13 protein-coding genes are annotated in these 18811 nt (G+C 46.8%); 10 read left to right on the top strand and 3 right to left on the bottom strand.

Annotated elements, in window-relative coordinates:
* Positions 1-285 precede the first annotated feature (285 nt).
* Complete coding sequence (locus F0145_RS17665) at positions 286-1830, top strand: alpha-L-fucosidase (RefSeq protein ID WP_150090359.1); 1545 nt, start codon at positions 286-288, stop codon at positions 1828-1830.
* A 596-nt stretch (positions 1831-2426) separates the two neighbouring features.
* Here F0145_RS17665 and F0145_RS17660 read toward each other — a convergent pair.
* Positions 2427-3119: a FadR/GntR family transcriptional regulator gene (locus F0145_RS17660; protein WP_223816134.1), complete on the bottom strand. Its 693-nt coding sequence runs from the start codon at positions 3117-3119 to the stop codon at positions 2427-2429.
* A gap of 494 nt (positions 3120-3613) precedes the next feature.
* On the opposite strand from F0145_RS17660, the gene F0145_RS26660 reads away from it, so the two are divergent.
* The 9 genes from F0145_RS26660 to F0145_RS17615 all read left to right on the top strand — a co-directional run bounded on the left by F0145_RS26660 (position 3614) and on the right by F0145_RS17615 (position 15547).
* On the top strand, positions 3614-3748 hold the full coding sequence (locus F0145_RS26660) for a RagB/SusD family nutrient uptake outer membrane protein (protein WP_223816133.1): 135 nt from the start codon (positions 3614-3616) through the stop codon (positions 3746-3748).
* A 137-nt stretch (positions 3749-3885) separates the two neighbouring features.
* Complete coding sequence (locus F0145_RS17650) at positions 3886-4836, top strand: dihydrodipicolinate synthase family protein (protein ID WP_150090355.1); 951 nt, start codon at positions 3886-3888, stop codon at positions 4834-4836.
* 145 nt (positions 4837-4981) lie between these two features.
* Positions 4982-6106: a kelch repeat-containing protein gene (locus F0145_RS17645; RefSeq protein WP_190277588.1), complete on the top strand. Its 1125-nt coding sequence runs from the start codon at positions 4982-4984 to the stop codon at positions 6104-6106.
* 55 nt (positions 6107-6161) lie between these two features.
* Complete coding sequence (locus F0145_RS17640; RefSeq protein ID WP_150090351.1) at positions 6162-7418, top strand: MFS transporter; 1257 nt, start codon at positions 6162-6164, stop codon at positions 7416-7418.
* 153 nt (positions 7419-7571) lie between these two features.
* Positions 7572-9149: a sialidase family protein gene (locus F0145_RS17635; protein WP_223816132.1), complete on the top strand. Its 1578-nt coding sequence runs from the start codon at positions 7572-7574 to the stop codon at positions 9147-9149.
* Positions 9150-9170: 21 nt separating this feature from the next.
* The gene (locus tag F0145_RS17630) at positions 9171-11258 is read left to right on the top strand and encodes a GDSL-type esterase/lipase family protein (RefSeq protein ID WP_150090349.1); all 2088 of its coding nucleotides are present in this window, start codon (positions 9171-9173) and stop codon (positions 11256-11258) included.
* Positions 11259-11552: 294 nt separating this feature from the next.
* Entirely contained in the window at positions 11553-12800 is a 1248-nt protein-coding gene (locus F0145_RS17625; RefSeq protein ID WP_150090347.1) for an AGE family epimerase/isomerase, read from the top strand.
* Between the two features lie 177 nt (positions 12801-12977).
* Entirely contained in the window at positions 12978-13799 is an 822-nt protein-coding gene (locus F0145_RS17620; RefSeq protein WP_150090345.1) for a GDSL-type esterase/lipase family protein, read from the top strand.
* Complete coding sequence (locus F0145_RS17615; RefSeq protein ID WP_150090343.1) at positions 13763-15547, top strand: family 20 glycosylhydrolase; 1785 nt, start codon at positions 13763-13765, stop codon at positions 15545-15547. The genes F0145_RS17620 and F0145_RS17615 overlap by 37 nt, the downstream gene beginning before the upstream one ends.
* A gap of 281 nt (positions 15548-15828) precedes the next feature.
* On the opposite strand, the gene F0145_RS17610 is transcribed toward F0145_RS17615, so the two are convergent.
* Entirely contained in the window at positions 15829-17586 is a 1758-nt protein-coding gene (locus F0145_RS17610) for a glycoside hydrolase family 28 protein (protein WP_150090342.1), read from the bottom strand.
* 222 nt (positions 17587-17808) lie between these two features.
* Positions 17809-18801, bottom strand: coding sequence for a pectinesterase family protein (locus tag F0145_RS17605; RefSeq protein ID WP_150090340.1), 993 nt, complete (start codon positions 18799-18801; stop codon positions 17809-17811).
* Between the last annotated feature and the right edge of the window lie 10 nt (positions 18802-18811).

The raw sequence follows: 18811 nt of genomic DNA, 5'->3' as shown, positions 1-18811 counted from the left end.
GAAAAGTAGTATCCCCAATTTTGATGAAGTTCATAATTAAAATAATGTAAATCAAAGCTTTATCAGTTGAACTAGGGCTTTACTTGTAATTTAAAATACCCTGCTGCTTTAAGTAGCAGGGTATTTACCGATTTCCTGGGTATCGGTATTTCAATAATAGGAAACATACCCGTTTGAAGAGTTGCGAAAATCTGCTCCTGATTTAGGTCAGACTAGTAATCCGGATAGGAAATATTTGATTATTTCTATGCTGGTTTTTAAGTTAAATATACATAAATAAAAAAAATGAGATTTATTACCAAAAGTTTATACTTACTGCTGCTGGCTGCTCCGGCAACCGTATATGCCCAAAAGAGTAACAGCAATAGCGATAACCGTAATTTTGCTGTTATCAAGCCCGAAGATTCGGCGGCCGAAATTGTTCGCAAAGCCGCTATGGTGGTGCCTTCGCCCGCGCAGCTCCGGTGGCAGCAGTTAGAGCTTACCGCATTTTTTCACATGGGCGTGAATACCTTTACCAACCGCGAATGGGGTACGGGTAAAGAAGACCCGGCTATTTTTAACCCAACCAACCTGGATGCCCGCCAGTGGGTGCGCGAGGCAAAGGTCACCGGCATCAAGCAGGTTATTCTTACGGCCAAGCACCACGATGGCTTCTGCCTGTGGCCTACTGCCACAACCAAACATTCGGTAAAAAGCAGTCCTTGGAAAAACGGTAAGGGCGATGTGATGAAGGAAGTAGCGGCGGCTTGTAAAGAATATGATATGGGGTTAGGGGTTTACCTGTCGCCCTGGGACATGAACTCGCCGCTTTACGGCACCGATGCTTATAACGATTTATTTGTAGATCAGCTTACCGAATTGCTTACCCAGTACGGCAAGATTGATGAAGTGTGGTTTGATGGGGCCAACGGCGAAGGTTCGAACGGTAAAAAACAGGTCTACGATTTCGACCGCTGGTACGCCCATATCCGCAAACTACAGCCTGCTGCTATTATTGCCATTATGGGGCCCGATGTGCGCTGGGTGGGCACTGAAACCGGTTACTGTCGCGAAACGGAATGGAGTGTAGTGCCCACGGCTAACCTCGACCAAAATGTTACCGCTGCCAATTCGCAACAGGGTATTGCCTTTAAACCGCAGGGCGATATGCGCGGCAATGATTTGGGTAGCCGCGAGAAAATTAGAAATACCACGGGCCTGGTATGGTACCCCGCCGAAACCGACGTTTCGATCAGGCCGGGTTGGTTTTATCACCCCGCCGAAGACAATAAAGTAAAATCACCGGAAAAACTGCTGGATATTTATTACAGTTCGGTGGGGCGCAACGGCGTGCTGCTGCTGAATATTCCGCCGGATACCCGCGGGCTCATCCACGAAAGTGATGTGAAAAGCCTGCGCGAATGGAAACGGCTGCGGGATGCAACCTTCCGGACGAACCTGGCGGCCGGTGCCAAAATAAAAATTAGCGCGGGTAAAAACAGCAAAGCCCTGCTGGATGGCAAATACAACACCTATTATACTACCAAAACCATTAAAGATACTACCGCAACCATTGAGCTGCAGCTGAAAGGAAATCAGACTTTTGACGTGTTGCTTTTGCAGGAAAATATTGCCGTGGGCCAGCGTATCGAAAAATTTACGTTTGAATACTGGGATAACGGGCAGTGGCAAAAGGTTACCGAAGGCACCACGGTTGGTTATAAAAGGCTGCTGCGTTTCGAGCCGGTAACAGCGAGTAAAGTGCGGTTACGCATCGAGTCGTCGCGGCTGAACCCTACGGTGTCGGAGATAGGTTTGTACAAAAATGCGTTAATTCAAAATAATTAAAGCAGAAGAATTTAAGATAAAAACAGATTAAAATAATTCCTTGATGTTTCGGTAAAGCTGCCTGGCCGGAAAGCAAGGCCCGGCCAGTGATGATAATTATACCAAAAAGTAAATGTGGTATTCCATGACAGCCTAACGAATAATATTTCCAACCAGTCATTCTATAGAATTCGAAGAATTACAAAAGAATCTACTGCTTGAGTTGGAAAAACAGGTAATAAATTAAGTCTGGCATTTACCTGTAACGCCTTCTATACAGAAGATTCCTCTGGAATGACGGGTGATTTCTTTAAGCCGCTATGGAAGTCCCTGCTTATTAGCTGGTATTAGTACGCTGTCTTTCGACTGGGGCTTTATTGGCCGCTACCAAAGCAGCCATGGAACCCTGTAGATTAAAGCTATGAACAATCGCTAATAACAAAAACAAAGGGTGCCAATAAGAGCACCCTTTGTTTTTGTTTAAAATATTGTTTTCACTGCTTCAAGAACCATTTAGGCTTCTCCACCAATTCTTGTTACGACTTTGCTAATCATGTTTAACCGCTAAGGTGATATTTTCGGCCTATCAGATTCAGCTATAAAGGTAGGGCCGGAACTTAATGAAATAACCGGGCGAAATGGTTTTCGAGGTGGCTCCGCATGCCATTGCGCAGCATCTCAGCCGAGCCGTGTTCAATAATATCTACCAGCCCTTTGTGCGAAACAAATTTCCGGACAACGGCATCTTTTTTTAACAAGCCGCTTTTGTGCACATAATCAAATACCGGCAGCAGCATTTTCTGAAACTTTTTCAGCGTTTCGTTGCCCGATATTTCGTACAATTTGCCGTGGAAAGTAATTTCGTGCTGAATCTGAAATTGGTACGATTCGGTATGTGTGGGTTCATTGGCAACAATTTTCTTTAATTCGGCAATTTGCTCCGGCGTTACCCTTTCCATTATTAAATCAGCCATGCCTATTTCCAGCACCAGGCGCAATTCAAATATTTCGCGTAATGTTCCATCATCCAGCACCTGCGGAATCATTCTTTTCTCCAGCAGAGCCAGCAGGTCCGGGTTGGTAATAATAGCACCCCGGTGTTTTTTAGATTCAATCAGCCCTATCATTCGTAGCCGTACCAAGGCTTCCCTGATAACGGACCGGCTTACGCCCAAAGCTCCGGCCAGTTCAATTTCGGTTGGGATAGCGTTGCCCACCTTTAAATTCTTTTTTACCAGCAATTCAATCAGGTTCATTTCGACTCTATCCACCAGTGAGCTGGTATCAATCATCTCTAATTTATTGATCATATTCTCCATAGGTTGTATTTATTGCGGAAGATAGCCTAGATATATTCTGTTAAGGCAGATTAAAAAAAAATTGAGAATTAATTAAGACTTTGTTTGGAAGCAGGGAAAATAATTTTAATCTTTATTATGTCTTACATAAAGCAAAAACAGTAAATACGTGAATCCAAACTAATTTTAATTAAATAAATACTAATTAAAAAAAATAAGTTTCAGAACACCAATTTACTTGTAATAAAAAGTACTTCTCCTAGCTGCTAAGATACAAATTTATAAACACAACTAGCTGCTAACTATTGGAGTTGTAAGACTTGAGCTAATAGTTTAAATGAATTTATAATAGTCTATTCACTTATTTACTATTTATGTCCTACTTAATACAAATTCATCACCATGAAATTAGATATCCTATGCCAAATTATTTTTTAAATAATAGCTTTCTCATTAGCCATTTTTTAGTGCCCAGGTACCAGGAGTGAGTGGGCGCGTTATTTCTGATGGGAGATAATTACGTGTATGCCCATACCACGCTATCGCCGACTGAAGCTTATAAATTGCTGTGGCCAATAGACCGGAACTCTTTAACGAATAACCGGGCCCTGGAACAAACCCCCGGCTACGCTAAATTCTAACACCTCCGGAATTTTTCCGGAGCTTTTAGCCTAAAAAAGCTGTGAGGAACAAACTTGGTGGGTTTCTAAACCCGCCTGGCTTAACTACACTGGGCTTCAACAAAAAAAAGAAAGAAATTATTATTAATTAAAATCAAATGAAAATCAATCAATTAACCGGGCTTATTGCGGCTCCTTTTACGCCCATGCACCCCGATGGTAGCTTAAACCTGGACATTATTCCGGACTATTACCGCTTGCTGAAGGCTAACAATAATACGGGAGCTTTTATCTGCGGCTCTACCGGCGAAGGCGTTTCGCTAACCCTCGAAGAAAAGAAAAGTGTAGCCGAAGCCTGGGCCCGCGCTACGGAGCAGGATAAGGATTTTAAGGTTATTACGTTGGTAGGAGGGACCTGCCTGCAGGACGCCATAGACCTGGCTCGCCATGCCCAAAGTGTTAATTTATACGCCGTTTCTTTTACCGCGCCTTTCTATTTTAAACCGGCAAATGTGCAAATGCTGGCCGCTTGTTGCCAGGCCGTAGCCGACGCGGTACCGGAAATGCCATTTTACTATTACCACATTCCGGTACTCACCGGCGTTAATTTTTCCATGATTGATTTGCTACGGGAAGTGGATGGTCGCATTAACAATTTTGTCGGTATTAAATATACCCACGAAGATTTTATGGATTTTCTTTCGTGCCTGCATTTTGCCAATAGTAAATACGATTTGCTGTGGGGCCGCGACGAGAACTTGTTATCGGCATTGGTATTGGGCGCCAAAGGAGGAGTAGGCAGCACCTACAACTATGCCGCGCCTTTATACCACCAGTTGATTGATGCTTTTAACCAGGGTGATCTTAAAAAAGCGCAGGCGTTGCAGCAGCAATCCATTGATATGATCAGCTTGCTAGGCAAATACGGCGGCATTGCTACGGGTAAAGCTTACATGAAATTAGTAGGACTAGATTGCGGTGAATTCCGCCTGCCGGTAAAAAATATGAGCCCACAATCGTTTGAAGCTTTTCAGCAGGAGGTACAGGCCCTGTCGTTCGAGACTTATAAATCCAGAAACCCACAATTGGTAGAAAGTAATAAGTTTTAAGTTATACGTTGTACGTCTATAATGTTTTGTTTATCAAAGCATTATGCTCATTATGGTTGAAGGGTGTACAGGTAGTATTTACTATAAACGATTGCTGATGAAATTTGAGTTGCTCCACATAATTGTTTTGTTCTTAGTAATGATAATGCATAATCAAACGATGGCCCAAAGCCAAACCGTTCAGGCTATAAACTGGAAAGTGGCCGCTGAACTGCCAGCCCTAACCGGACAAGCCAAGGCCTTAGGCCTGGCCGGTCCGGTTGCGGGCGTTCACCACCAGGTGCTGGTAATAGCGGGCGGCGCCAACTTTCCGGATAAGATGCCTTGGCTCGGTGGCACAAAAAAATATTACAACGATATATACGTGTTTGAAAAAGAGGCTAAAGGAAATACTATTAAACCCAACCCAAAGCTTTTTCATTTGTCCAACCCGGTGGCGTACGGCGCCAGTTGTTCCACGCCTTCAGGCATAATTTGCGCCGGTGGCGAAAACGATAAGGGCATCACTAACCAGGTGCTATTAATACAATGGGATACAGCCACTAAAAAAATAGCGGTAAAAAACCTGCCGGACTTGCCCATAGCCATTACGAATGCCGCTATTACAGCTGTTGAAAATACCATTTATGTGGGTGGAGGTGAAATGGCAGACGGGGTTTCCAATCAGTTTTTTAGCCTTGATTTAAACCATCCAACGGCAGGGTGGCAGCAACTGCCTTCTTTGCCAAAACCGGTTTCCCACGCGGTAATGGTGATGCAGGCCGGCGGTGGTCATCAATACATTTATTTGATAGGCGGCAGAAAGAAAAACAGCAATGGCATCAGCGACTTATATGATTCGGTATACCGGTATGATTTGAACAGTAACCAATGGCAGCAAAAGCAATCCCTGCCTTATGCTTTATCGGCTGGTACCGGTATGGCAACCCGAGCCGGTGAAATATTATTATTTGGTGGCGATAAAGGCGAAACGTTTCATAAAACCGAACAGTTGCTAGCGGCTATTGCTGCCGAAAAAAGCGAAGCGAAGAAACAGCAACTAATTGGGCAAAAAGCCAATTTACAGTCAGCCCATCCGGGATTTAGCAAGGAAGTACTGCAATACAATGCCCATGCCGATACCTGGAAAAAATTAGGCACGATTCCTTATGAAGTGCCGGTTACAACCACGGCCGTTAATTGGGCCGACGGAGTACTTATACCCAGTGGTGAGATAAAAGCCGGCGTACGCACCCCGCAGCTATTACTCGGGAAATTTCTTCATAAATAATATAGGTGTTCGCGCTGATTGGTGCTGACAGAAACCTCTTTTTTAACAAATGCAGATGGTGGCTACACAATCAAAATTCCGAAAATATTACCCCTGGATAGTGGTAGGTTTATTATGGGTGGTAGCCTTGTTAAACTACATGGACCGGCAAATGCTGTCTACCATGCGGCCTTCTATGCAAATAGATATTGCGGAATTACAGTCGGCTACCAATTTCGGTTATTTAATGGGTATTTTTCTGTGGATCTATGGCCTAATGAGTCCCGTAGCGGGCATTATTGCCGATAAATTCGACCGCAAATGGATTATCGTGAGCAGCTTATTTGTTTGGTCGGGCGTTACGTATGCAATGGGCTATGCCGATACCTTCCAGGAGCTATATTGGTTGCGGGCCATTATGGGCGTAAGCGAAGCCTTGTATATACCCGCGGGCTTATCCCTCATTGCCGATTTTCATGAAGATAAAACCCGATCCTTGGCCATCGGTATTCACATGACGGGGCTTTATATGGGGCAAGCATTAGGTGGTTTCGGGGCTACCATTGCCGCTACTTATTCGTGGCATACCACTTTTCATACGTTTGGCTTAATAGGTATTGGGTATTCCGTGGTCTTAATATTTTTTTTAAGGGAGAAGAAAGATGCGGCGGCGGCGGCAAATTTTAATAGCATTAATCCGGAAGATAAAACCTCTGTATTGAAAGGGCTGGGCGTGTTATTTACGAATATTTCCTTCTGGGTTATCCTGTTTTATTTTGCCATTCCCAGTTTGCCCGGCTGGGCTACTAAAAACTGGCTGCCTACCTTGTTTGCCCAAAATTTAAACATCGACATGGCCACGGCCGGTCCTTTGTCTACCATTACCATTGCAGCTTCTTCGTTTTTAGGAGTTATTTTCGGCGGCATTTTATCCGATAGATGGGTGCAAAAAAATATACGCGGCCGGGTTTACACCAGCGCCATTGGTCTGGGCTTAACTATTCCGTCTTTATTGCTGATTGGTTTTGGCGATTCGTTGTTTAATGTAGTGGGAGCCGCCTTTTGCTTTGGTTTTGGCTACGGTATGTTCGATGCGAATAATATGCCTATTCTTTGCCAGTTTGTTTCGGCCAAATACCGGGCTACCGCTTATGGCCTGATGAATATGACCGGGGTATTTGCCGGCGCTTTTATTACTGATTTATTAGGCAAGTCGACCGACGCCGGCAATCTGGGTAAAAGCTTTGCGATGCTGGCGGGAATTGTAGTGGTGGCGCTCCTCGTACAATTATATTTCCTTCGCCCGAAAGTCAACAATTTTGTAAATGCTTAAGAGTCGGATGAACCGAATATACAATGCCAGATAGTATCAATCTACTGCCACCAGTAATAGTATTATATAAGAGTTTCTTCCAAAGAAGCTGATTATTACCTAAAAAAGCCTTAATACTTTTTGGTATTAGAAGCGCTGATATTTTAAAAAATAATGAGAAAGATAAAAGAACATAAGTTACTATGCTTTATGCTGGTTGCATTAATCAGCAGTTTTGGTTTTGTGGGAAAACAGCATAACCGGGTGTCCGAACCGGAAGTAATAATAACCAGTACGGATCCGGCCAACCCGGTATTATTGGGCGTGGCCGCGAATCCGTTGGTGCGGATTGGTATTTACGTACCGGCCGGGGTATCGGAAGTGTCGTATACCGGCATCCAGACTAGTTTGAATAAATCGGCGGTGCCGGCTATAAAGCAGCTAGACGTTTATTTCACCGACCAGGAACCTAAATTTGCCGCTACCAAACCGATAGCAACGTTTACCCCAACCAGTACCGATTTTAAAATTCCGGTGCAACTGACCCTGAAACCAGGATGGCATTATATTTGGCTGAGCGCCAGCTTAAAAGAGACCGCCGACATCAGAGAAAAAGTTGAGGTACACTGTACGCAACTTTTTAACAGCCAGAACAAAGGGCAAAAAATAACCGAAGATAAATCGGCTTACGTGAAAAGAATTGGTGTACCGATACGGCGCGCCGGCGACGAGAAAGTACATACCTACCGGATTCCGGGTATTACCACCACCGATAAAGGTACTTTGTTATCGGTGTACGACATCCGCTACGAAACCTCGCGCGACTTACCCGGCAATATTGATGTGGGCATGAGCCGGAGCACCGACGGCGGCAAAACCTGGGAACCCATGAAAATAATTATGGACATGGGCGCACCGCACGAAAACAATGGCGTGGGCGATCCGGCTATTTTATTCGATCCGGTTACCAAAAAAATATGGGTAGCCGCCCTTTGGAGCAAAGGAAACCGGTCTATTGCGGGTTCTAAACCCGGTCTTTCGCCCGACGAAACCGGTCAGTTTGTGGTGGTGAGCAGCGCCGACGACGGTAAAACCTGGTCGGAGCCCGTGAGCATTACCCCCCAGGTAAAAAATCCGGCCTGGAATTTATTCTTTAATGGTCCCGGCAACGGCATAGCCATGAAAGATGGTAAACTGGTTTTCCCGGCCCAGTACTGGGACGAAAAAGGCATGCCTTATTCCACCATTATTTACAGCGCCGACCACGGTAAAACCTGGGCTGGCAGCCTGGCCGGCCCCAAAGCCAACACCACCGAGAGCCAGGTAATAGAAACCACGCCGGGCACCTTAATGCTGAACATGCGCGATAACCGCGGCGAATTCCGGAGCGTAGCTACCACCACCGATTTAGGTAAAACCTGGGTAGAACACGTTACCTCTTATAATACTTTGATCGATCCGGTTTGCATGGGCAGCCTGATCAAAGCAAATGTAAAAGTGAAAGGCAAGCTCCGGGAGGTAACATTTTTCAGCAACCCCGATAATTCTTTTAGCCGCAACAACATGACCATCAAAGCCAGTCTGGACTTAGGCGAAACCTGGTCTCCGGTAAATAAAACCATGGTAGACGAACGCCCAAGCTACGGTTATTCGGCACTCACCAAAATAGATGACAACACCATTGGCATGATCTACGAAGGCATCCGGGATTTATATTTTGTAGCCGTACCGGTAAGCGAAATAATTAAGTAACCCCACCGAAGAATCCCGGACATGATAAAGCTTTTCCTGATTCTGTTTTCGGGTATGCTTGCCCTCCCTTGCCTGGCCGCACCAAGCCAGCCAAGGGAGAAGGTGGCCTGTATCGGTAATTCTGTTACTTATGGAGCCGGTATTAAAGATAGGGAACAAAATTCCTATCCGGCCCAATTGCAAAAGCTACTCGGAACTGGCTATGAGGTAGGAAATTTCGGTTTAAACGGGGCCACTTTGTTGCGCCAAGGACACCGGCCCTATCATAAAACCCAGCAATATAAAGAGGCAATTGCTTTTAGACCCGATATTGCTATTATTCATCTGGGCCTGAATGATACCGATCCCCGCAACTGGCCCAATTATCAGGACGAATTTACCGCCGATTATTACCGTTTAATTGATACGCTGCGCGCAGTAAACCCGAAGGTGCGCATCCTAATCTGCCGGCTCACCCCAATATTTGCGGGCCATCCACGCTTTGAATCCGGTACCCGCAACTGGTACTGGCAGATACAAAACGTTATTCCGGTAATTGCCCAGGCCAGGAAGGTTGAACTGGTTGATTTAAATGGCCCTTTGCATAATCGCCCCGACTTATTTCCGGATGAACTGCACCTGACAGCCGAAGGCGCCTCAATAATTGCCAAAACGCTTTTCGGTCAACTGACCGGAAAGTACGGTGGATTGCAACTGGCTGCGGTATTCACCGACCACATGGTGCTGCAGCAAAAAATGCCGATACCGGTGCAAGGCACTGCCGATGCCGGCGAAGAAATTACGGTTAAGTTTGGCAAGGAGCAGCTAAAAACCAAAGCCGGCGCCGATGGCCGCTGGAAAGCAATCCTGGCACCAAAAAAAGCGGGAGGACCTTACCAGCTGGAAGTCGCTACGGGTACCAAAAAAATATTGGTGCAGGATATTCTGGTCGGGGAGGTTTGGTTGTGTTCGGGTCAGTCGAACATGGCTTTTCCGCTGCAGGCGGCCCAACGAACCGGCGAGGAGATGAAACGCGCGCAACAATCCGGCAATATTCGCTTTCTCCGAATGAAACCCTTAGCCGAAACCGGCAATTTTGCCTGGGATTCAGCCACGCTCCGCCAGGTAAATCAACTCCAATATTTTTCCGGAAGCTGGCAACGCTGCGATTCGGTAAGTGCCCGCGATTTTTCGGCTGTAGCCTACTTTTTTGGCCAGCAATTACACCAGAGATTAAATATTCCCATTGGCCTGATTCAGGTGGCGGTGGGCGGTTCTAACACCGAGTCTTGGATTGACCGCTATACACTGGAGCATCATCCGCAATTGGTAGATATGTTGCCCAAATGGCAGACCTCCGACTTTATAATGGACTGGTGCCGGGAACGGGCTGGAATCAATATAAAAAATACGACGGTGGCTAAACAGCGGCACCCGTACGAGCCGGCCTATAATTATGAGGCCGGCATAGCGCCCTTCACTTCCTTTACTATAAAAGGAGTAATCTGGTACCAGGGCGAAAGTAATGCGCATAACCAGGAGTTGCACGCCGAATTATTCCGGACGCTGGTGCGCAGTTGGCGGCAGCAATGGGGCTACGAGTTTCCGTTTTATTATGCCCAGCTATCCAGTCTCAGCCGCCCCAGTTGGCCCTATTTCCGTGATAGCCAGCGCCGGCTGCTCACGCAGCTAAATAAAGTGGGTATGGCAGTAACCAGCGACATAGGTGATTCTACAGACGTACATCCGCGCTGGAAACAACAGGTAGGCCAGCGTTTGGCCGCATGGGCCTTAGCGCAAACCTATGGTAAAAATATTGTTTACAGCGGGCCGCTGATTAAAACAGCCAAGGTGAAAGGCCCTGAAGTAAGCTGCACGTTTTTTTCTGGCAAAGGAATGCAAACCAGTGATGGGCAAGCGTTGCGCGGGTTCGAAATTGCCGGCAGCGACCTGGTGTATAAAAAAGCAAAGGCCACCATCCGCCGGAACAGGGTAGTGGTTTCTTCGCCGGAAGTGCCGCACCCCCGGTATGTTCGCTACGGCTGGGAGCCATACACCAGGGCCAACCTGACCAATGAAGCAGCTTTACCAGCTTCTACTTTTAAAATGGAAGTGACAAATTCTGATTAACCAAGCTTATAACTTGCTTTGGCAGATTTCAGGTAGATAAAAATTAGCACTAAATGCAGACGGAGAAATGTAGCGCCTGGAATAATATTTAAAGTCATGATAACTGCTATAAAGCAAAAATTAATAATAAAATTTTAAGCAATTCACTCGTGTCATTCAGGAGGAAACTATTTGGCAATCTGCTACATAGATTCCTCCTGAATGACACGAGTGGACACCAAAGTCTCAAAAACGATTTACAAGCAAATATTGCGTGCTATCAGATAATAATATAACCATAAAAGTAACCCACTTATGGAAATCTCTTCCGAACCAAATTTAAAATATTACCAGAATTTTTATAAGCAACAACTGCTGGAAGATACTGTTCCCTTCTGGTTTCCCCGGTCCATCGACGAAGAATACGGGGGTTACCTGTTTATGCGCGATGCCGATGGCACCCTGCTCGACGACGACAAAGCCGTTTGGATCCAGGGCCGGGGCGCCTGGCTGCTCTCCACCCTGTATAATACCGTCGAGCCAAAACCAGAGTGGCTGGCGGGTGCCAAAAAGGGCATTGATTTTCTGCGGCAATATTGTTTCGATACCGATGGCCGTATGTTTTTTCATATGAACCGGGCCGGCGAACCCATCCGGAAGCGGCGGTACTTCTTCTCCGAAACCTTTGCCGTTATTGCGTTTGCCGCCTACGCCAAAGCCTCCGGCGATGAGGAAATTGCCGCCGAAGCCCGGCAGCTCTTCGGCAAATGCATAGAATATGCCACCACGCCCGGCCTGATCACGCCTAAGTTTACCGGTACCCGGCCCGCTAAAGGCATTGGCATACCCATGATTATGATTAATACAGCGCAGCAACTGCGCGATACCATTGGTGATGAACGCTGTGATGAATGGATAACCCGTTGGATTGCCGAAATCGAAAAGGATTTTGTAAAGGACGACATCCGCTGCGTGATGGAACAGGTAAGCCCGACCGGGGAAATTATTGATCATTTCGACGGCCGAACCCTTAACCCGGGGCATGCCATTGAGGGTGCCTGGTTTATTTTACACGAAGCCAAACACCGCCAGAACGACCCGCATCTGATTAAACTCGGTTGCCGGATGCTATATTATATGTGGGAGCGGGGCTGGGACAAGGAGTATGGTGGCATAATTTATTTCCGGGATGTATACAACAAGCCCGTTCAGGAATATTGGCACGACATGAAGTTCTGGTGGCCGCAGAATGAAACCATTATTGCCACGCTGCTGGCTTACCTGATGACCGGTGATCCAAAATACGCCGAGTGGCACCGCCAGGTACATGAATATGCCTATGCGCACTTCCATGACCGCGAGCACGGCGAATGGTTTGGCTACCTGCACCGGGACGGGCGTTTATCCTCCAGTATAAAAGGCAATTTATTTAAAGGGCCGTTCCATTTGCCGCGTCAGGAGTGGTATTGCTGGCAGATTCTGAATGGATATTTAAATACAGCGCCAGCAGCCGCCAATAATGCTGCTGCCGAACATAATGAGCCATTAGCTGCGAGCCGGTAACGGCGGTCAGCAATATTTAAAGGTTTAAAAAACCAGGGGCCAACGCAGGCCATTTAGGTTTTCGGGTTAAGAATAAATTTGCCCTGATAACTTTAAATGGCAGCGCTGGCTTCCCTGATGCTTGCCGGATACTAATGCGAGCAACATCTTTAGCTAACTAAATTTACTTACCTTACCATGTTCAGAAAATTACTTTTTTTATTCTGTTCGCTTACCTTTTCTTTTACCGGGCTGGCCCAAACCAGCCGGAAGATTAAACCAGATTCTGTTTTTTCTACTTATTACCACCAGCGTGTGAGCCATTTCGGCAACCTGCCGGCAACGACTAAGGATATTGTTTTCCTGGGTAACAGCCTCACCGATGGCGCGGAGTGGTCCGAAATATTCGCCGATGGGCGCATTAAAAACCGCGGCATCAGTGGTGATGTATCGGCCGGAATCTTGCACCGGTTACCCCAAATAGCTGCCGGCAAACCTGCTAAAGTTTTCCTATTGATCGGTACCAACGACCTGGCCCGGAATATTCCGGCCGATAGCGTCTTGCAGAATATTTACCGCATTGCTGCTTACCTGCGCCGCGAAACTCCCCAGACCCAACTCTTCGTTCAGAGCATATTACCGGTTGATGCTTCGTTCGGGAAATTTGCCGGTCATACCAGCAAAGGGGCTCAAATCAGAAATATTAATATTCAGTTGCAGCAAAATGCCGGAGCACATAAATATTCTTTTATCGATTTAGCAACCGAGTTTGCAGATGAAAAAGGGAACCTGGCGTCGCAATTTACCAACGATGGCCTGCACCTGACCGGTGAGGGCTATGCTTTGTGGAAACACCTGGTTTACCCGCTCGTTTTTGGGCTGGAGGCGAAACCGGCGCTTATTCCTTTGCCGCAGCAGTTAAAATGGAACCCCGGTTATTTCCGGTTACAAGCCACGCCTAAAATTATAAAAAAAATTATGCTTTGCAAACGGAAGCAGAGCGGCTTCGCCAGATTTTAAATGCCAAAGGAGTGGCTGCTACCATTGCCAAAACCGCTCCCCGCCACGAACCCTATCTGGAGTTACGGCTGGGCAAAATAAAAGTACCCCTAAATGAGGCAGAAGCTTTCGAACTGGAGGTAACAAAAGATAAAATAATATTAACCGCTAATTCCGCCCACGGCTTGTTTAACGGTATTCAGACCCTGAACCAGCTTATCCGGGACAACGTGCTGGTGGATGCCTGCCACATTACCGACTGGCCTGCTTACGCCTGGCGCGGGTATATGGTAGATGTGGGGCGCAATTTTCAATCGGTAGCCTTGCTGAAACAGCAGATAGATAAAATGGCCCAGTACAAGCTTAATATTTTTCACTTTCACCTGACCGAAGACATTGCCTGGCGTCTGCAAATTCCGAAATATCCGCAGCTCACTGCGCCCGAACACATGCTCCGCAACAAAGGCGCTTATTATTCGGTGGCCGAGATGAAAGATTTGATTCAATATTGCCGCGACCGCCACATAACGCTGGTGCCGGAAATTGATGTGCCGGGCCACAGTGCCGCTTTTACCCGGGCCATGGGCGTAGAGATGCAGAGCCCGGAAGGGCTGGCGCTGGTGAAAGAAATATTTACCCATGTAAGCGAAACTTACGACGTGCCTTACATCCACATCGGCGGTGATGAAGTTAAAATAACCAATCCGGAATTTTTACCGGCCGTTACCAAGTTGCTGCACCAATTGGGTAAAAAAACCATTGGCTGGGACCCGGGCGGAAATCTGGCAAATAATACTATCCGGCAACTCTGGATGACCGAAGGCGCGCGCCAGCCGGAACTTAAATATATTGAATCGCGGCACCTGTACATCAACCACATGGACCCGCTGGAAAGCGTTACCACCATTTTTAACCTGCGGCTAGGCGATACAGATAAAGGCACCGACCAGGTGATGGGCGCTACTTTTTGCGTGTGGCACGACCGGAACGTACTGAAAGAAGAAGATGTGCTGCACATGAACCCGGCTTACCCGGCTATGCTGGCCTTTGCCGAACGCAGTTGGCAGGGGGGAGGCTACCCCGGCTGGATGACCAATGTCAATCCCCAGGCCCACTCCCAGCTGGCCGCTTTTAAGTATTTTGAAGACCGGTTATTAAACCACCAGCAGCAATATTTTGCTGGGTTGCCGTTTCCGTATGCCGCGCAAACTGGGCTAAACTGGCAATTGCTGGGCCCTTACCCAAACGAAGGCGATATCACCAAGGCTTTTGCGCCGGAGCAGAAAGGTTTTAAACCCGAAAAGGCAACTGTATCAGCCGTGGGCGGCACCGTTGTACTGCGGCATTTCTGGCACCCGTTGGTTAAGGGCGTCCTGGAAAATCCGCAGGAAAACACAACCTGGTATGCCTACGCGCAATTCTGGAGTGAGGTAAGTGGCCCGAAAAAGTTCTGGATAGGCTTCAATAATTTATCCCGGTCCTATAATTCAGATTCGCCAGCTGCCGGCACCTGGGATAACCGCGGCAGTGCCGTTTACCTGAACGGTAAGGCCTTAGAGCCGCCGGTCTGGAAACGACCTGGCCAGAAAGGCAACAGCGAAATTCCGCTCTTGGACGAAGGCTACGAATTCCGGGAGCCCACCGTGACCCAGGTCCGCCAGGGTTGGAATACCATACTAGTCAAACTGCCGGTAAAAGCTTTTAAAGGAACCGATTGGCAAAACCCGGTTAAATGGATGTTTACGGTTGTTCCGTTAAGTGAAGAATAGTAAAAACAGGTGCTATTTTGTCTGGTAAACTCCTGAAATAGCTTTACACCAAGTATGTAAAGCTATGAATAAAAGGAACTTAGAATGTGACTTTAAAGAAACATTTTCAGCTTTAGAAAAAAGAAAGATTGTCGAATAAATTAGTTCTGGTATACTTACCATCCGGCAACATGCCGTACTTACCTCCCTATAAATAATTGAGTCTATCTTCGGAAAAATATTCCGGAACAAAAAAGCCGCCCTGTTTAAAGAGCGGCTTTTTTCGGTAGTTTGCCTATTATTTACCGCAAAACCAGGGCTTTGCTGTTTAGGTCTTTGCCTTTAGAAACCTGGGTGGCCGCATTCTTAAAATCTTCTTTAGCTAACTTCACATTTTGGGTTTTGGAGCCCATTATTTGCACCACCGGCGCGTTGTTTTCAAAAAACGTTAAGCCTTTAATATCAATATTTTTGCTGTTGTAAACCGTTATAGCGGGGCCTTTTTCCGGTATTACTTTTACGTTTTTCAAGGTAATACCATCGGCATCTACCGCCGAAATGCCTTGCTTGGCCTTAAGCGTGGCATTTTCGAGGCTTACGTTTTGCAGGTTCATTTCGGGTAAACCTTGCAGCACCAATGCTTTGTCGGCCCCGGCCACGTTAATATTTTTCAGGTAAATATTTTTAAATGACGGCGTTTCTTCCGTTACGGGCAATAATTTTTCGTCGCGGGCTTCGGTGCTGGCTTTCTGGTCGGCTTCCAGTACCGGCGAGTTGCCGCCGTAAAATAAATTAAAGCTAATAGCTTCGGTCGGGATGTTTATCATATCGATGTTCGAAATCCAAATATTTTCGACTACGCCGCCCCGGCCGCGGTTACTTTTAAAGCGCAAGCCAATATCGGTACCCATAAACAAGCAGTTAGATACGTGCACATTTTTAACGCCGCCCGACATTTCGCTACCCACCACAAAACCGCCGTGGCCGTGGTACACCACGTTGTTTTTCACAATAACATTTTCGGTGGGTATGCCGCGCGCGCGGCCGTCTTTGTCCTTACCCGATTTAAAGCAAATGGCATCGTCGCCGACGTCAAAAATATTGTCGTGTATTACCGCGTTTTTGCACGATTCCAAATCCAGGCCGTCGCCGTTCTGCGAGAACCAGGGGTTGCGCACGTTCAGGTTCCGGATGGTTACGTCTTCGCACATGAGCGGGTGCAAATTCCAGGCCGGCGAATTCTGGAAAGTAGGACCATCTAATAACACTTTTTTGCAGCTAATCAGGCTTACCATTACGGGGCGCATAAAATCCTTAACGGCTTCGAACTGCTCTTTGCGGGTAAAGTTGGGCACGTTAAAATTATCTTTGGTATCGCCTTTTTTAGAAATGGCCGTAGGGTACCAAACGTTGCCGTCGTCGCTTAAAACGCCGCCCGATTTAACCAGGTTATTCCATTGGGCCGCCGTCATTTTGCTCTTTTTTACCGGTCGCCAGGCTTCACCCGACCCATCAAAAGTACCTTTACCCGTAATTGCTACGTTTTCCAGATTCTTACCCGATATTGGTGATTGGCAGCGGTAGGTATTCAACCCCTCAAAACTGGTTTGGACCAGCGGGTAATCGTTGAAATCTTTGCTGAAAATAACCATGGCCCCGGCTTCGGCGTGTAAATTAATATGGCTGCGCAACACAATGGGCCCGGTAAGCCACAAGCCCCGCGGAATAACTACTTTGCCGCCGCCTTTAGCCGCCGCCGCCGCAATGGCTTTCTCGAAGGCCTGGGTATTTTTGGTAAGCCCATCGCCCACGGCTCCAAAATCGGTAATATTAACCGCATTATTCGGGATTTGGGGCTCCTGCACCCGGGGCATGTTAAATTCGAGGCCGGTGTATAAATCGGTAGCAGTAGTATTATTTACCGGAATGCCGGGAGTAGTAGATATTGCCGGGGTTGCGGCAGTTGAACTACCTGGCTGGGGCTGGCAGGCCGAAATAAATATTCCAATAAGGCCAATAAATAGGCCCAGCCGGTTGAAAATTTTACTATTAAAATTCATACGCGTATTTGTTAGCTATTAAAAATATTAGTTCTTATTGGGTGTTGGGTACATTGGCCGGGGAGAAATTATAGGGAGCTAAACCCGAAATAATTTACATTGGTATAATTCTATATTTTCTTTCTGAATAATTCTTTCATTCATTTGCGCCTGATTTTAGACATACCCCGGGCTAAAGCACCGGGGCAATGCAAGGCTGGCCGGTTGTTATTCAAACCAGTACTATTTAGTTAAGGGTTGCCAGGAGGTTTTGCCGGCAAAAATATTCGCCAGGGTATATTTTTTTACTTCGCGGGCGCTTAATGCCTTGGCCCATTTTACCCGGCCGGTATTATTTGCACCGGGTCCGGTACTTCCGTATTCGGCGTAAAACGCGGTTTGCTCGTTCTCCGGATTGCGCCAGTTATCCCAGCCTTGGGGCACAATGTGGCTGCCCATTTGAGTGCGGATAAAAACGGTTTTGGCATTTGGCCGCCAGGGGCGACCCAGGAAAACTTTTTTCGCAGCTGAATCGGCTACTAACTGGCAATCGAAGAACACGTAACCAAAAGGCTGCCGGGGCGTGGTAGAGGCGGCGGTAATGTAAGAGTTACTCAGGCTGTTAATAATGCAGCTCTGGAAAACAGCCGTAGCTTCGCCGAAAATAAAATCAGTAGTGCCCTGAATAAAGCAATTCTGGTAATATTGGCGGCTGGTTTCGGTACCGGTGTACAGCGTATCCTGGTTACCCAATAACCGGCAGTTTCTTACAATGGCGCGGTCACCTTCTACGTGCAGCGCTACGGCTTGCCCTACGCGGCCCGCTGTATTCTCAATGGTCAGGTTTTCGGCAATAAAATCGTTGCCTTGTACCAAAACGGTGTAAGAAGTAAAAGTCATGTACTTGTCGCGGCCCGAAGAATCTTTACTGCCCGGAAAAGGTTTGCCAGTGTGGTCGTTGTTGGTAATAATGGTATTTTCTTTGCTTTCGCCGCGCAGGGTTATTTTGGTTTTCCAGGATGGGATTACCAGTTTTTCGGGATAAATGCCGTTTTTAATATGAATGGTAACCTGCTGCTGCGAAAGGTCCCGGACGGCATTTATGGCTTCCTGAATGGTTTTAAACTGACCACTGCCGTCTTGTGCTACCGTAAAAGTATTGGGGTAGGTAGTAGGCTGGGCCAGCAAAGAAGTAGCCGATAGTAAACTCCAAAAGAATATTAGTAATATTTTCATTAATTTTTTT

It is taken from the genome of Adhaeribacter rhizoryzae (assembly GCF_008629685.1).
Taxonomy (GTDB): Bacteria; Bacteroidota; Bacteroidia; order Cytophagales; family Hymenobacteraceae; genus Adhaeribacter; species Adhaeribacter rhizoryzae.
Note: the sequence above shows the minus strand (reverse complement) of the source record. Positions and strands in the feature narration are given on the sequence as shown.

Bases quoted from the DNA above. Each gene is read 5' to 3' on its own strand.
- F0145_RS17665 (WP_150090359.1), top strand. From the start codon at position 286: ATGAGATTTATTACCAAAAGTTTATACTTACTGCTGCTGGCTGCTCCG.
- F0145_RS17630 (WP_150090349.1), top strand. From the start codon at position 9,171: ATGATAAAGCTTTTCCTGATTCTGTTTTCGGGTATGCTTGCCCTCCCT.
- F0145_RS26660 (WP_223816133.1), top strand. From the start codon at position 3,614: ATGGGAGATAATTACGTGTATGCCCATACCACGCTATCGCCGACTGAA.
- F0145_RS17610 (WP_150090342.1), bottom strand. From the start codon at position 17,586: ATGAATTTTAATAGTAAAATTTTCAACCGGCTGGGCCTATTTATTGGC.
- F0145_RS17660 (WP_223816134.1), bottom strand. From the start codon at position 3,119: ATGATCAATAAATTAGAGATGATTGATACCAGCTCACTGGTGGATAGA.
- F0145_RS17650 (WP_150090355.1), top strand. From the start codon at position 3,886: ATGAAAATCAATCAATTAACCGGGCTTATTGCGGCTCCTTTTACGCCC.
- F0145_RS17625 (WP_150090347.1), top strand. From the start codon at position 11,553: ATGGAAATCTCTTCCGAACCAAATTTAAAATATTACCAGAATTTTTAT.
- F0145_RS17640 (WP_150090351.1), top strand. From the start codon at position 6,162: ATGGTGGCTACACAATCAAAATTCCGAAAATATTACCCCTGGATAGTG.
- F0145_RS17605 (WP_150090340.1), bottom strand. From the start codon at position 18,801: ATGAAAATATTACTAATATTCTTTTGGAGTTTACTATCGGCTACTTCT.
- F0145_RS17635 (WP_223816132.1), top strand. From the start codon at position 7,572: ATGAGAAAGATAAAAGAACATAAGTTACTATGCTTTATGCTGGTTGCA.
- F0145_RS17620 (WP_150090345.1), top strand. From the start codon at position 12,978: ATGTTCAGAAAATTACTTTTTTTATTCTGTTCGCTTACCTTTTCTTTT.
- F0145_RS17645 (WP_190277588.1), top strand. From the start codon at position 4,982: ATGCATAATCAAACGATGGCCCAAAGCCAAACCGTTCAGGCTATAAAC.